This window comes from Paenibacillus sp. Leaf72, from assembly GCF_001422685.1.
Classification (GTDB): Bacteria; Bacillota; Bacilli; order Paenibacillales; family Paenibacillaceae; genus Pristimantibacillus.
In genome coordinates, this window is sequence record NZ_LMLV01000034.1 from 138507 (window position 1) to 152521 (window position 14015).

A 14015-nucleotide genomic window follows, 5' to 3' on the forward strand; every position below is an offset into this window, starting at 1 on the left:
ATTAAGATTATCTTTGTTCCACTAAAGAGTTCGTCATCATAAAAAACTCCTCTAATTTGTTTCCAGTAAGTGGTCTACTGAATAAAAAACCTTGCATATTCGTACAGCCGATGCCTTTTAAAAATTCCATCTGTTCGAATGTTTCTACTCCTTCTGCCGTAACATCTAATTGCAATGCTTTAGCCAGAGCCACAATAGCTGTAGCAATAGCTGCATCATCTTGATTTTGGGTAATATCATCTACAAAAGACTTGTCAATTTTCAAGCAATCAATCGGCAAACGTTTCAGATAATTGAGTGAACTATATCCGGTTCCAAAATCATCTACTGCAATGGAAATCCCCATTTTTTTTAATTCATTTAATCTGGAGATTGCGGATTCCACATTTATAACGCCAAAACTTTCGGTTATTTCTATTTCTAACAGTTCAGGCTTCATGCCAGTCTCCAACAAAACGTTGGAGACCATTTCAATAAATCCATGTTGTTCAAATTGAATCGTTGAAAGATTCACCCCAATAACCATGGGCGTCATCCCACGTCGTGTCCAGCGAATGTTTTGCTCGCATGCAGATCGAAGTACCCATTCACCAATAGAAACAATTAAATTCGTTTCTTCCGCAAGCGGAATAAATTCGCCCGGTGATACGACTCCTAAAATCGAATCATCCCACCTTAATAGAGCCTCTGTCCCCACCATTGCACCCGTATGGACATCAATTTTGGGCTGATACATGAGATAAAGTGACTCGTTAGAAATTGCCTTCCTTAGCTGCCGCTCCATAAGCCCTTTTCTTTCTACTTTTTCTCTTAAATCCTCCGTATAGAAACAGTAATTGTTTTTACCAAGCTCTTTAGCTTTATACAGAGCCATGTCTGCATTTTTAAGTAGAATATCCGATGTCTCACCGTCTCTGGGGAATATGGATAAGCCCATACTTGCTGTAACGATCACTTGCTGCCCCATGATTGTATAAGGTTCAGCCAAGCTCACGATCATCTTATCCATAAAGGGGATTAGCTCCAACTCTCTATTGGAATTTTGAATGATAATCGTAAATTCATCACCACTCATTCGACATAGGGTTAGATCAACGAAATGATTAAAGGATAACAACCTAGCCGAAACCGATTTTAGCAGCTCATCGCCAGCATGATGACCTAATGAGTCATTAACATGTTTGAAACGATCTAAATCAACAAACAGGACGGCCATATTTTGTTTTAATTTTTTTGCGATATCCATCGCTTTCTGAAGCTCTTCATAAAAATAAATTCGATTGGGAACACCGGTCAATGAGTCCATAAAGGCTATTTTTGAGATATCATCATGGTCCCTCTTTAGATCATCCATTAAGTATTTAAACATGTGATGGATATCATCCAGCTCGTCTTTCCCCTGTGTAAGATGAGTTTTCAAAGACCTACTCTTTAATAGGTTTATTAAATGCTTTCTAAATGCGATAATTCTCTGATAAATGGATTTATGCAAATACACAAATAAGATGCAAGCGACTAACGACAACACCAACAACATTGTCATATTCATTCTTACATCCTTAACCCCCGAATTTGATACCATTATTATATAGATTGCTAAGAGGCTAAGCTGAATGATTCCCAAGGTCGTCATGTACTTCAATCTTAATTTCAAGTCGATCACCTACGCTTTCAGAGTAATTACCAGGTTGTCGTTCTAGAACGCAATTGGTATTTCCTATCGACTTCAGTTCCGAACAGATATTCCAGCTTTTCTTTGCGAACTAAGCCATCTAAATACACGCACACCGGTATATACAGGTGTGGCTTTCCAGTAATAAAAAATTGAACCTCAATTTCTTTTTTACTGAGCTCCACTACTAGTCGATCAGTCATTTCGCGGGCACTAGTAATTCCCTCCTGCAAATAAGCATCTATCCACTCGCCGTACTCAAAATCCAAATGAATTTTATGACCTGCCAAAGCGTTTATCTTAACGCTACTGCGGTGTGGTCTTGTTGAATCTGGTTCATACCCTTCATTAAATAAATCCATTTGCATGTAATCGTTCATCAAAAAGCACCTCCCATAATCAGTTTAAGTCGTCATAGCAAAAAGACAACCAGTGTACGTTCAATCACTGGTTGTGTTTATCTCCAAGTTAAATACTTTTCATTTCACTTAAAACTTTATGAATTGAGCATAAGGGACTTCCTGTTAAACAGAAAACCTTTCCTGACAGATCGGAAACAAACAAAGTAATTATAACCCAACAAAAAAATATTGTAGTAACGCTTAAAATTAACATCGCCATTAAAAATGACATTTTCGAATGCTTTAGAGCAAAGCCTCCGGACATCCAAATAAAAATAGCCTCAAAGAAAATTACTACGGATAGACAAAGAACTCCATCCATCAGAAAAGAGGTTTTAAAAAAAGGAAAGTTCACTTTCATCTGAATGAATGGACCGAGTGGCGCTCCAATATGTATAAGGATGAACAAAAAAATAAACGAAATCAGAGCAATCGAATAGGCTATAAATTGGATTGTACGGATAAAACCAATCTCAAAGACTCCAACATTTTTTTGCACTTCCACTTAAGTACCCCCATACTAGCTTCGAATTAAGCATTAGCATTTGTTATGATCAACTATAATCACATCACTTTGGAAAGAAACTGTTCAGCCAATGCGCTTATTCGGCTTTTATCTGTAAATCTGGCTTCAAATTGTCGTCCTGGATCATTAATCCCACTAGCCTGTGATGATTTAATACCTAATAGCTCGACCATTGGAGGATCAGACCCTTCATCAGCATTTAGATAAACGGCAGTAAGTTGCTCCACCTGACCTTCACGGTTCAATCGACCTATGACCTGTTCATGCACTTTAGGGGACCAATCCAGTTCTCCAAAAATAATTGTCGAACAACGGTACTGTAATCCATCTAAACCAGCTCCACTGCGCAGCGATAGAATAAATACATCCGTTTCGCCCTCAACAAATCGTCTGACAGATTCTGATTTCTGCTTTTCACTTTCGCTACCTGTATACATTGCTGGACAGCAATCCTTTAATTCACGAAGCCATATATCGTATACATCTCGATGCCAGCCTACGAGCAAAATAGGTATACCTGCTTCAAGGAAGATTTTAGCGTATTGAGCAACAGCAACTGCCTTAGAAACACCTGTTGCATGACGCATCAACAAATCCAATTCCCTTCCAGCCCGCCCACGCTCCAAAAACGATCCGATGGTCGTTTTTATAGCCAGCTGCTTCGCCAGATCTTCTACTGATTTCAGTGTTACACTGTCCGGTTCTATCGTTTCAACTATTGTATTAATTGGCGGCAACTGTTGGCCAACTTCTCGCTTTGTCCGACGCAGCATCACATGGTGCTCACGCAAATAAGTTCCTAGAGCATCTGGATCACGTACTTCCTTTGAACCAATACACCATTCTCTAAGAAAATCATGGTTGGAACCAAGTAGTGAAGGATCTATATATTCCAATATATTCCACAATTCTGCCCCGAAATTATACACAGGTGTCGCTGAAAGTCCCATACAAAATTTGGCCGATTCCGACAGCCTTTTGGCTGCTCTCCCTTTCCCACTATCAGTTCCTCTTCTTAATTCCTGAATTTCATCATAGACAACGCACTTAAAGAAACCATCTTCAAATAAATCGACCCATCCAAGAAGTTGACTATATTTAAAAAGGTATACATCTGCTTCAGGCAGATCGTAAGGCCGTGTAACTTTTATCTTATGGACGCGCAGATTAGTAAATTCCTCAATTTTCTCCCGCCACTGATCTTGAAGATGAGTTTGCATTACAACAACGGCTGGAAGAGTTCTTGTATCTAAGAAAGCCGCGGCAGCAGTATAGGTTTTCCCTAGGCCTACATCATCACCAAGTAACTGACATGTCCTTGAGAGAAATAATTCAACTGCCTGGGCTTGATAATGCCTAACAGACTGACCTTCCTTTAGTCCTACGCGAACCGGAGGAGCATAATCGGGTAGCAGTATTTCTTCCATTCGTACCTGATTACGTTCAAATATGTCACGTCCACCCTCCAAAACCAATTTGTCTTGTTCTGTCATTTGCAAGGGATATCGAACGGTGAACCATGATAAATCTGCACAATGGCTTGTATCATTTGGAAAAGTAAAGGTTCCTGTCATCCATTTTGGAATGCGAGGGAACAGTTGTTTTAGCCGAATTACAACATGTGGCGGAACACTACTCATTCTCCACTTGCCTTCAATTAGTAACAATTCACCGTATGTTTTCATTAAAGCCATCCCTCCCCTAAAGAGACGAATCTACTTGGCTTCTTATTAATTTCAATAGGAAGACCCATACTCGTTCCCGAAAGTAAGATTAGGCCATAGACAGATTCATGAGATGCATACCGCTCAAGTTGCCGGAAAATCTGCCTTTTCGGACATCTTATTTTCACTTCCAAGACAAGGCTGCCATACTGACTAGTTAAGAAAAAATCAGGAATATCACGTTCTGAAAGCCTTTTCTCGCGTTCGAATGAATATCCCGCCGAGGTTAAATATAATTCAACTTCGGATTGTGTCTGTTTTTCTTGCACAGTGTGGAATCTTTGCAGCTTAAGTTGTTCTATAATCTGATGTTGAAATTCCAATAATCCGTTTAATTGATCATTCTCAACGGGCATCATCAAATTCTTCCTTTCTAAAATAAAGATGTGGCTAATTTACACGTATAATCTTTATTTCAATGCATCCATAATATCCAATGCATCATCGTTTTCCAATGCATCAATTACCTCATCGGGTAAGTCGGTTTCGTTCTCCCAGGCTTGATCTAAACCTGTATAACCACCATTATCTTTTACATATCGCTTGGTATAAGTAACACCTTTGTACTCCAGTTTTTCAGTCATACCAATGTTCGTAATAGTGCGAGTAAATGAGTTCATCCTAAGTACCTCCGCTTTAGATTTAATATCTAAACTTTATTGTCATTCATATTCAAATCTACCAGAAGAGGAATATCCCGAAGATCATGAATAGATGCAACCATCCGCCATATTGTCCAGGTATCATTATTTTTAGAGCCACCCTTTGCCCACGATTCCATTTTACTAATGCTAACCGAAGGGAAACGTCCAATGATCATGTTCGTAAGTATTTGCCGGTTATTAGGTGTGTCCAAAACGTTCCAGCTGCTACCACTTTCTTTTTCCTTCTCAAGCTCAAAACCAAGATCAATTAGATCCTGAATCTTGTTTAGCTTCCTTTTCTTTTCACTTACTGGCTTATCATTCAGTAATGCATTGCTGCTGGCATCAAGTGAAAGTGAAAATTCCACGATAGCACTACCCCAGCCTGAAAAAGTTATTTCAGAAACATGAGCAAAACCCTTTTCTGTCCACCAGTTGTAGATCGTATCGCGTAAGACACGAAGCTGCTGCTGGACTCCATCAATTGGTTTACTTGATGCAAGTTGATTTTCCAAATCACGGACCTGTTGGTTTACTCTACGAATTTCAACGTAGCGCTCCTCATGTTCTTTCATTAAATGACTATCATAATCGAGAGCCTTGCCGATAGACACAAAATGGCTTTCTATTAAACTTGGAAGAGTTTTAGCCATATTATCGCTCAATTTATTCTCCTTCACCCATTCATGCAGTTGTTGCGCTGCAAAAAATAGAGCCTTAGTATCTTTAAGCAAAACCGCTTTCTGATCCTCGTTAAATTGAAGCATCTTCTCTTCCCCTCATTTTTGCGGATTCACACTCACACAACAAAATGTAAGTACGTTATATGACCCGATTAGGAATGCAACAACCCATATATTGAAAAGGCAGTTAAAATTGATTTAACCGCCACTTCTCCATATCAAGTATTCTGGAATACGTAAAAAACCTGCCGCTGCAGCATTTCTCTCAATAGACCACAACGTTTCCCCTTCCTGGATGAGATGATGAAATTTTTGATCAATCTCACTAAACAAATCCGGTTCGATATCCTCACTTTGCACATCCTGTTCTACGGCATTTAGAATGAATTCATACCTACCGTTCTCTTGGATATAACATGATTTCCAAATTTCCAGCAGTTCTTCATCCTCCAGATAGGACAAGTTAAATAAAATATCCTGATTTAATGCATTATTTTCAATTCCAATGAGAGCTGCAACTCTGTCTTTTTCTTTCTCCCATTCTTCGGCTTGTTGTTTCCTATATAATTCGTATTCTTCGTCATCAGCAGCTTCAGTATCAACTTCATGAGAAGTTGTCTCCGGTGTGGACACAGCCTCTTCTATGATTCTCTCCCATTGGGACTTATCAGGTTGTAGTCCATTTTGTGTAAATCCAGCATTTATTGATTCAATCAACATAATATTTTCAATTGGAACATGAGCTTGAACAGTAGGGTTATCGCGCACGTCTTCAATGGGCTTACCTAACCCTTTCTTTTCGCGGCCATTACCAACACGATCAATCAATAGCCGCTCAGACCAAGCTAAGCCAGCGCTCTTTTTTCCTTCAAGTTCAAGACTATATGTGTACTTCATAAGCCACATATGCATATACCTTTGTCGTTCAGAACTCATACTAATTGAAATGTCATGATAACGTTGATAGAACGCTTCATCATGCCCTGCCCCTAAACTATCTCCTTCATGGGCAATTTCGTGTTCCAACACATTAAAGATATAGGAGGCCGTTTTAATGGGATTCCCCTTCAATTTCTTTACAACATCGACATTGAATGCAATGTAGGATGAACCATCTGTCCAAGCTTCTGCCGTATTGGAATATCCAACAAAGATTTCAAATCTATCTTCGTTATATGCCAATCTTCCACATTTGTACATTCTCTTGCCTAGACAAGCACCTGCATATTGCTGGAGACACCACCTTAATGCGGTCCATACTCTTTGGGTTTCACGATCCAAAACTTCTTTTTCTTTTAGAATTTCTAGCTTTTCTACAAACGAATCGCTCAATAAACGATAATCAATTAAGGTAACCTTTTCAGTATAATGTTCTCCATATCCTATGTTATGAGTTTCCCGATATTCGCCAATATTCGCCAACACTATCTCTAAGGACTCTAAAAACTGTCCTGGCGTATATGCTCCGAATCGAGCCATTGTTTTAGGGTGAATAAACATGGATAGTTTAGCGCGACCCATTGTCTCCGCTTTTGGAACGTCAAAATCATTCTCAACTACGCAGCATTTCATTTTGTAATCATATTTAAGCCTACGGAGAAAATAGTCCAATGTAACATGTCGGTTTGGAAGAAGGGTAATTACTTCCTCATTTCGATATATTTCTTGAAGGTTTCCTTCCGCACTTAACAAGCTTCGAACTGATTTTTCACGCCGGGCTTCTGTTTTACGTTTAGAAATTAAATTTTCTGTGATGCGATTAACCAAGACTTGAAATTCTTTAGCAATGACTTTCCAGACCCCACAGGTTTTTCGCAAGATCTCCGTTCTCGAAACATTTAATGAGATAGCTTGTTTCGAGACGATAAGCCCTCCAGCTCCCCATAAATGAGAAGAGTCATGCCGTACTAGAACGCCTTGATTATAAATTGAAACAGCTCCTTCTAATCGAACTCGATAGTAAGCGTAATCATCTTCATAATCCCAATTCTCATCTGCGGGATTCCGCGTTATCGTTTTATCATTGAGAGTCACACTTGCCGGCGTATACCTTACTAAGTCTCGAATTTCTTGCAAGGTGCTCATTAACTCAGTTTCAGAAAGCTTGTCGTACCAGCTTCCATCGATGTGGCAGCCTGGTAGTCCACCTTCCAAATTAGATTCAGACAGATCGTAGTTATAGCCCATTTTCTGTGTGTCCACACTCATAATGAAAGTGTTGGATTTCCATGTCGTATAAGCATGTGCCATGATTTGACCCCTACCTAGCCGAAACCTTCCATAAGTAGCGTCCCCTTCTTGATGTGGGGTGCCAAACCGTCCAAAGTAATTGAGGACATCATTTTTGCTGGAAAAACCCTTTCCATCATCCTCACAAGTGAATCCATCTTTAGTCATTGTTATCTTTACTGTTTGCGCGCCTGCATCCACTGAATTCATGATTAATTCAATGATGGCCTTTCCGATTGAACCTGCCTGATGATGAATAATATGATGAATGATTTGGGGATCTAATTCGAATGGAAGTAACATATTTCTTTGTTCTCCTTTTATATTGATTTCGATGAGGAAAATTCAACACATCACGAAAATACTTCATTAGATTCATTTACTAATTTCTTTATTGAATTCAATAGTATGAATACCATTATCTCGTCCGCTTACCTTGACGAGTTGACCAACCTCCAAAAACTCTAAATCATATAAATATTTAGATAGAATATACTCTTTATTATCAATCGTTAGATACGTTGTTTTGACTAGAGGATCACCCCACTTTGCTAAGGATTTAAATTCATACCTTACGTTTGTAATTTCACCATGTACCTCAAAATTTGAAGTATTGGTTATAATTAATTGCGCCTTATTAATTTCTGTTCCCCATGCATTAGACAATAACCAAGTCCCCACTACTATAGCTAACAGCGACCAAAGCGCATATAAAATGCTTAACCAATCTTTTTTCAAAAGCGCAGATGAAATGCTTGAGCGATCCTTTTTCAAAATTTCTTTAATTTCTTGAAACAAAAACTTTCCCTCCCTAATGCACGTAAAAATCTTCAGCACTGATCCAGCATTCTTCGACCCCTTTATTCCATGAAACTCTGATATCAAAAGATGCGTTTCCAATTGAGTCATAGGACGTAGTTAAATCCAATACCCGGCCTACATCTCCGCTATAAAGTCCAGAGTCTTCATAACTACTGGAACACAGTTCTACCGTTTCTCCTTTATCAAACGGTGGTTCCTGTAAAGCTCCAACAGCTTTGACCAATTCAGCTTTATGACTACTGACAGCTGCTTTAACAATGGCCGGGACATCTTGGTTACGATTTTGCCATTCTATTAACTTCAGAATATCTTCTTGCATTTCACGAATACGTGCTTTCATTCAAACCCCTCCAAAATGTAATATGAGTATTTGAGTCCTAATTAATAAGCGTTCAAGTAATGACTGGTTAAACATCGATCTCGACAATTGGACCCTCAAGCGTCCAATATTGAGTGGCATAAGTGCTTTTGAACGCCTCATCCATAATTATTTGAATGCGTTCATAATGTTCGGGTTTCATACACTTGTAAGCGCGTGCGTCCCAACCTTCATACAAATCATTGTTATTTTCATTTTCAATGTACTGTTCAACCATTTTTTTAGCATCTGGAGCCCATTGCCGCCCAGTAGCGACATACCAGGTGATTTCAGATGTATATTCACCATCAGCCAACTTCTGCCGTAATTCCTCTGCGGTCAACGTGTACCTTGCATCCTCGTATCCTAAAATCGTGTCAGCTGCCAATACAGATAACTTTATGGATTCACTCATATTTCTTCCTCCTCGAATCTTGTACATTATGGAATAATGCTGGTTAACGCCATTCTAAAGCAATGTTAAAACACAAAAGTGAACATAATAGACAACCCAGACTTATTTTCAAGAGAGTCTCCGAGTTGGACTCGCCATTACGAAGCCTATCGACAACTATCAAAATCAGGATTCCACAAGCCAAAGTAAGAATTACACCCATTATCCCAAAAGTTATAGAGATATTAATGCGTCTAAGAAGACCAATTAACGAGTTCCTTTTTTCATTGTTACTTTTATCCATTCGATTCATCCTTCCGACGAACTATTCATTTTATTCGTTCTTGAATGGCTCTACTTTCACCATTCTGAAGAATGAAGGCTCGTAGTTAAATTCCTGCATCCACTCATTAACCACTTTTTCGATCCGTTCGGATAAAATTTTCTCATGCTCCGGTTTCACATAGGATAAGAAATCCGCAGCTGGTTCTCCGCACTCGTCAGATACTGTCTCCCTAATATCATCGAGTACACGCTCAGGATCTATCACTATAGATGTTGAATACGGCTCTATCTGACCAACATACAACGTTTTGTACTCTTCTGGTTGGTAATAACTCTTCCCCTCCGCGATTGCCGCGGCTTTTGTATCGTGATAACCCCCGGTGTTCCAAATGCCGTCTGACTGGTGATTAAACATCCATTGACCAGCTTTCATGTTTATAGCCCTCCCATGTTCTTCGATATGCCCTCTTGTTCTCTTCGGTAACCTGTTTCGGATTCCAGCCAATCAAACACATCCTTAGCAGTTCCGTAGGGCATATCAAAATCTTGTAAGGCTTGTTCGATGCCTTGAAGACGTTTAAGCTCTCTTTCCTGATCTAGTTTTTCCGAAATTTCCTTCTGCTGAATCTTATTGTGAATAACTAGATTTTTTTTGTGTATTTTTGCCGAATGAATGAAGAATATAGTTAATGCTGCAACAATATATAGCGAAGCAAAGGCCGCTATATATTCCGTACTGCTTGGTTGATAGTTAAACATTTCCTCACTCCTAATTATTCATTTACCGCCAATTCATCTCGATGTCTTAAGAAAACTATCCGCCCAATCTCCTGACTTGATTTGTACGGCGTAAAAAAACTCTCCCGAATCTTTAATGATGTGCGTAAAACCATCGTATTCATTAGCAATTAGGTAAGTTATCACAGAAAGACTTCCGCTCTCTAAATCTTGATTTAGGCCGGCCATATCGCTCGTATCCGCTGGTCCTGCAGTACTAATTGCGAATCGCTCTGTGATAAAGAGGTCATAATAGTTTCGCGTAAAGCTGTCTACTTCAATTAGTGGAATAGCAGCATGTATACTATTTCCTTCTGACATAATTACAACCCCCATTTACTTCGTTCCGTTGGCTTCAGCAGCCTTAACCTCTGACTCGCAAATGTCACAGAGTTCTCCTTTGTACTGTGTTGGGTTGTCACAAACTACACATTTAAAAGGTTTCTTTTGCTTCATGTACTCTCACTCCTTATGGTCAATTTTATTCATCAAGTATCCTTACGCTCGGAGCCAAAGAAAACTATATATGCTTTAAACCAAGAAAGAATCAAAATCAATGTCCCCCAAGCATAATATCGAGGCCAAAAAATAATCAGGCCGGGAATGATTATTAGGGCCGAAATTATGACACACCATTCAAACAGGCGCTTATTCTTCATGCGACCTCCATATTCAGTCATGTCCGTCGTATTTTAGCCAGTAGATCTTTGTCTTCTCACAATGTTTTCCACCCTACCGCTAGCCACTTTTACGTCCAAAAACCCAATTCATGTATCCGTAACGTTTAAGAATAATATTTAACTTTAAGATTTCATCATCTGTTATCGTTCCGTGTAATACCTTTTCCTTAAAACCCACCAGAGTATGCTGATCAAGAGTTTCAGCCATACCACTCGCTGATTTAAATAGATGAGCAGCCACTTTTTCTAAAAACCATATGGTTTCATAATTATATTGCTGCATCTTGCCTTTAGATATAGGTAAGTACTTGGGTTGAAAAAGCTTTCTCATCGATAATCCCCCCTCATGTTCTTAAGTATTCATCAAGTTACATCAACTATTTTCACTAAGCTTATATGTACTTTATTTAAAATTATCAGCTCATTATTCAAGGTGAATTCTCCCATGCCACTCGCTCTGTTTAACAACCATTTGGTAAGGAATTCAATAAAACCATTGTCATCAGTTTGGAAAATCCAACTTGTTCCACCCACAAGATATACAGATACTTCTTTCAATTTAATTCCCTCCATGTTCAAAGTTACTTAGTTGCGTCAAGTCGTCGTTCAAATCCACCGCAACTCACCAGGTCGTCTTCCAAATACTCAGTTCGCGGCTCGGCATAAAATGGCTTAGATGTACAACAACGCTTCCCGTCCTTGACAAAAAAGAACCGGCAGTCTTCGCATCTATCCTTATCTGCATCAGGGCCTTCGCCGTACATTTCTGCGCACGCTTTACTGTCTGGCACAAAAAACATACATCTGTCGCCAGTTATTGAGCATGTCGTCCCGTTCGCTACCGCACAACCCATTTCGGATTCCCCTTCTTTCGCTATTAGCATTATGAACCTTCGCTATTTGCACTCTCTGCTCATTTTATCGAGAATATAAAGCAAATATCCGCCCATAATCACCATAACAGCGTAGATCAAAAAATCTCTCATTTTATCCCCCTAGTACGCTTGCTATTCAATTTCGATCATGTCCTCAGTTATGGTTCCTGCAACAGCCGTTCTGCATCCAATTGAATGATCTTCCCGATCCAGCCAAACCAATAATAAGAATATCTCCGTTCTTGATGATATCTTCATTGTCTTTTTTAAAAATATCTAAGAAAAAGGGCATGTAATAATCACGCTCCATATCCAACTCTGCTTATTAATCGCTTAACATCTTTAGGTGTTCATGTTCTTCACGCTGCGCAACTTCAACGTGTAGACGCCTTCCCTTCATTTTCTGTATCCTCATCTATCAGTTCAGCAATGATCTATGGATTAGTCGAATACGATTCTCATCCTAAACAACTTAAAAATGAGTTCTATGTCATACCATCCAAATACAAAACTTGCTACAAGAAAAATAAGACCAGCTGTAGAGGCACAGAATAAACTAGTGCCTCTATCTGCAAAACAACCATATCTGTTCATGCAATAGAATCCTACTACTGAGATGATCCCTAACATATTCCATAAAACCAGCATTCTTAGTCCTCCTAAAATAAAACAAGCTAATCAAAGGATATATAGAATGCAGGATGTAAACGCTAGAGCACTGCACCCTCAACTATTTTCCCCTGTACCCATCGCATTAACTATTTTATATTCGTCCATTCTCCATCAATGTGGAGAATTAAAATCATTTCGTTTCACTCACTCCTCGTGTATACGTAAATTCGTTTAAAAGCAAAAGTCCATCAAATGCAACTGAACCCTCATATGTCTTGATTCCGCTGCTGGAATAAATAACACCAAACCCGGATTTTTGATCTTTTGAAATTGTACCTTTAAATATGAATCCGTCAGGAAGCTTAAGTTTCCCTTTTGTTATGATTTTCTTTCCGATATCTCCTTCATAAAAAATGCTACCATTACGCGCAACCGTTCCAGATTTCAGATTTCCTTCAGCAAATGTTCCAGTAAGAGTGATTTTTTTTGAAGTATCGATTTCAATTGTCCCCTTACCGTGCGGCAGACCATTTTTCCAACTACCTTGATACAAAATGGCTAACGAAGGTGAATACAAAGTGCCTTCTCCATGTGGTATTTCATTATGTGTCATCTCACCTATGTATTTTGTCCCCCACGAAAATCTAAGCCCCGTATTACCTGGTATCGGTTTGCCATCCTTAATAAAGATTTTGATTTGCTCCATAATGCCATCATCTATAATATTCTTGAGCGTAATTTGTACCGTTTGATCTTGAGACACCCAGCTCTGAGATCCACCAATACTTTCAACAAATGAAATGGGAACGAACGTTTGATGATCTATCATCATAGCCGATTCCCCCATATCCTTTCGCTCACCATCGATAACAACGAAGTTGGAGCCTTCTTTATCTAAACCACCTGCATGAAGCAAAATGGTTGTGTTTTCTTTGCTAATAAGGACGTCCGATGTTTCGTCTTTGTACTTAACCGCGGCCCCCAGCTCTTCGGTCACCTTCCGGAGCGGAATCATAATAGTACCATCCTTTTTAAATGGAGCGCCGTCATTAAAGCTTTGTAATTTTCCATTAATGACTATTTGGATTGGTGGACTTTCCTTTGATGGTAAAATGGATTTTACTTTTTCGGCGGAACATCCTGTTACGAGCAAGAATAAAGATGTGACCCCAGCAATAATCATTACTTTGTTCATCTTAACTATCTCCTTCATATCATTTTACGAACTAACAAAGCTTTAAAAGCTTATTACACTTCAATAAATTGAGTATGATATAATTGTACTTCATAACGCAATTCATGTAAATCATGGTATACATTTTAAGTGAAGACT

Annotated in this window: 17 protein-coding genes; all 17 read right to left on the reverse strand. The window is 39.0% G+C overall.

All coding sequences use genetic code 11. The annotated features are described in order from the left end of the window. Positions 1 to 7 precede the first annotated feature (7 nt). Positions 8 to 1549 (reverse strand): putative bifunctional diguanylate cyclase/phosphodiesterase, encoded by a 1542-nt coding sequence (locus ASF12_RS29755; protein WP_162241948.1) that lies wholly within the window; start codon positions 1547 to 1549, stop codon positions 8 to 10. A gap of 131 nt (positions 1550 to 1680) precedes the next feature. After that, positions 1681 to 2052 carry a DUF3895 domain-containing protein gene (locus ASF12_RS29760; RefSeq protein WP_056042406.1) on the reverse strand — a complete coding sequence of 124 codons (372 nt, stop codon included), beginning with the start codon at positions 2050 to 2052 and terminating at the stop codon, positions 1681 to 1683. An 88-nt stretch (positions 2053 to 2140) separates the two neighbouring features. Further along, positions 2141 to 2578 carry a hypothetical protein gene (locus ASF12_RS29765; RefSeq protein WP_056042408.1) on the reverse strand — a complete coding sequence of 146 codons (438 nt, stop codon included), beginning with the start codon at positions 2576 to 2578 and terminating at the stop codon, positions 2141 to 2143. 59 nt (positions 2579 to 2637) lie between these two features. After that, positions 2638 to 4284, reverse strand: coding sequence for an SNF2-related protein (locus ASF12_RS29770; protein ID WP_056042411.1), 1647 nt, complete (start codon positions 4282 to 4284; stop codon positions 2638 to 2640). After that, positions 4284 to 4682 (reverse strand): hypothetical protein, encoded by a 399-nt coding sequence (locus ASF12_RS29775; RefSeq protein WP_155973552.1) that lies wholly within the window; start codon positions 4680 to 4682, stop codon positions 4284 to 4286. The genes ASF12_RS29770 and ASF12_RS29775 overlap by 1 nt, the downstream gene beginning before the upstream one ends. A gap of 51 nt (positions 4683 to 4733) precedes the next feature. Next, on the reverse strand, positions 4734 to 4943 hold the full coding sequence (locus ASF12_RS29780) for a hypothetical protein (RefSeq protein WP_056042414.1): 210 nt from the start codon (positions 4941 to 4943) through the stop codon (positions 4734 to 4736). A gap of 29 nt (positions 4944 to 4972) precedes the next feature. After that, complete coding sequence (locus tag ASF12_RS29785; protein WP_056042416.1) at positions 4973 to 5734, reverse strand: hypothetical protein; 762 nt, start codon at positions 5732 to 5734, stop codon at positions 4973 to 4975. A 114-nt stretch (positions 5735 to 5848) separates the two neighbouring features. Beyond that, positions 5849 to 8182, reverse strand: coding sequence for an ATP-binding protein (locus ASF12_RS29790; RefSeq protein ID WP_056042418.1), 2334 nt, complete (start codon positions 8180 to 8182; stop codon positions 5849 to 5851). A gap of 72 nt (positions 8183 to 8254) precedes the next feature. Beyond that, positions 8255 to 8677 carry a hypothetical protein gene (locus tag ASF12_RS29795; protein WP_056042420.1) on the reverse strand — a complete coding sequence of 141 codons (423 nt, stop codon included), beginning with the start codon at positions 8675 to 8677 and terminating at the stop codon, positions 8255 to 8257. A 13-nt stretch (positions 8678 to 8690) separates the two neighbouring features. After that, positions 8691 to 9041, reverse strand: coding sequence for a hypothetical protein (locus ASF12_RS29800; RefSeq protein WP_056042421.1), 351 nt, complete (start codon positions 9039 to 9041; stop codon positions 8691 to 8693). 67 nt (positions 9042 to 9108) lie between these two features. Then, positions 9109 to 9474, reverse strand: a complete 366-nt coding sequence (locus tag ASF12_RS29805; protein ID WP_056042422.1) for a hypothetical protein — start codon at positions 9472 to 9474, stop codon at positions 9109 to 9111. Positions 9475 to 9787: 313 nt separating this feature from the next. Further along, positions 9788 to 10171 carry a hypothetical protein gene (locus ASF12_RS29815; protein WP_056042426.1) on the reverse strand — a complete coding sequence of 128 codons (384 nt, stop codon included), beginning with the start codon at positions 10169 to 10171 and terminating at the stop codon, positions 9788 to 9790. Positions 10172 to 10173: 2 nt separating this feature from the next. After that, positions 10174 to 10497, reverse strand: a complete 324-nt coding sequence (locus tag ASF12_RS29820) for a hypothetical protein (protein WP_056042428.1) — start codon at positions 10495 to 10497, stop codon at positions 10174 to 10176. A gap of 33 nt (positions 10498 to 10530) precedes the next feature. Beyond that, positions 10531 to 10836 (reverse strand): hypothetical protein, encoded by a 306-nt coding sequence (locus tag ASF12_RS29825; protein ID WP_056042430.1) that lies wholly within the window; start codon positions 10834 to 10836, stop codon positions 10531 to 10533. Positions 10837 to 11253: 417 nt separating this feature from the next. Then, complete coding sequence (locus ASF12_RS29830; protein WP_056042431.1) at positions 11254 to 11526, reverse strand: hypothetical protein; 273 nt, start codon at positions 11524 to 11526, stop codon at positions 11254 to 11256. A gap of 32 nt (positions 11527 to 11558) precedes the next feature. Continuing rightward, positions 11559 to 11753: a hypothetical protein gene (locus tag ASF12_RS29835; RefSeq protein WP_056042433.1), complete on the reverse strand. Its 195-nt coding sequence runs from the start codon at positions 11751 to 11753 to the stop codon at positions 11559 to 11561. A 1119-nt stretch (positions 11754 to 12872) separates the two neighbouring features. Continuing rightward, on the reverse strand, positions 12873 to 13877 hold the full coding sequence (locus tag ASF12_RS29850; RefSeq protein ID WP_056042439.1) for a stalk domain-containing protein: 1005 nt from the start codon (positions 13875 to 13877) through the stop codon (positions 12873 to 12875). Positions 13878 to 14015: the final 138 nt, after the last annotated feature.

What these genes read in the sequence shown, in the direction of transcription:
- ASF12_RS29755 (WP_162241948.1), bottom strand. Translation starts at nt 1,549, where the DNA reads ATGAATATGACAATGTTGTTGGTGTTGTCGTTAGTCGCTTGCATCTTA.
- ASF12_RS29760 (WP_056042406.1), bottom strand. Translation starts at nt 2,052, where the DNA reads ATGAACGATTACATGCAAATGGATTTATTTAATGAAGGGTATGAACCA.
- ASF12_RS29770 (WP_056042411.1), bottom strand. Translation starts at nt 4,284, where the DNA reads ATGAAAACATACGGTGAATTGTTACTAATTGAAGGCAAGTGGAGAATG.
- ASF12_RS29775 (WP_155973552.1), bottom strand. Translation starts at nt 4,682, where the DNA reads ATGATGCCCGTTGAGAATGATCAATTAAACGGATTATTGGAATTTCAA.
- ASF12_RS29780 (WP_056042414.1), bottom strand. Translation starts at nt 4,943, where the DNA reads ATGAACTCATTTACTCGCACTATTACGAACATTGGTATGACTGAAAAA.
- ASF12_RS29785 (WP_056042416.1), bottom strand. Translation starts at nt 5,734, where the DNA reads ATGCTTCAATTTAACGAGGATCAGAAAGCGGTTTTGCTTAAAGATACT.
- ASF12_RS29790 (WP_056042418.1), bottom strand. Translation starts at nt 8,182, where the DNA reads ATGTTACTTCCATTCGAATTAGATCCCCAAATCATTCATCATATTATT.
- ASF12_RS29800 (WP_056042421.1), bottom strand. Translation starts at nt 9,041, where the DNA reads ATGAAAGCACGTATTCGTGAAATGCAAGAAGATATTCTGAAGTTAATA.
- ASF12_RS29805 (WP_056042422.1), bottom strand. Translation starts at nt 9,474, where the DNA reads ATGAGTGAATCCATAAAGTTATCTGTATTGGCAGCTGACACGATTTTA.
- ASF12_RS29815 (WP_056042426.1), bottom strand. Translation starts at nt 10,171, where the DNA reads ATGAAAGCTGGTCAATGGATGTTTAATCACCAGTCAGACGGCATTTGG.
- ASF12_RS29820 (WP_056042428.1), bottom strand. Translation starts at nt 10,497, where the DNA reads ATGTTTAACTATCAACCAAGCAGTACGGAATATATAGCGGCCTTTGCT.
- ASF12_RS29825 (WP_056042430.1), bottom strand. Translation starts at nt 10,836, where the DNA reads ATGTCAGAAGGAAATAGTATACATGCTGCTATTCCACTAATTGAAGTA.
- ASF12_RS29830 (WP_056042431.1), bottom strand. Translation starts at nt 11,526, where the DNA reads ATGAGAAAGCTTTTTCAACCCAAGTACTTACCTATATCTAAAGGCAAG.
- ASF12_RS29850 (WP_056042439.1), bottom strand. Translation starts at nt 13,877, where the DNA reads ATGAACAAAGTAATGATTATTGCTGGGGTCACATCTTTATTCTTGCTC.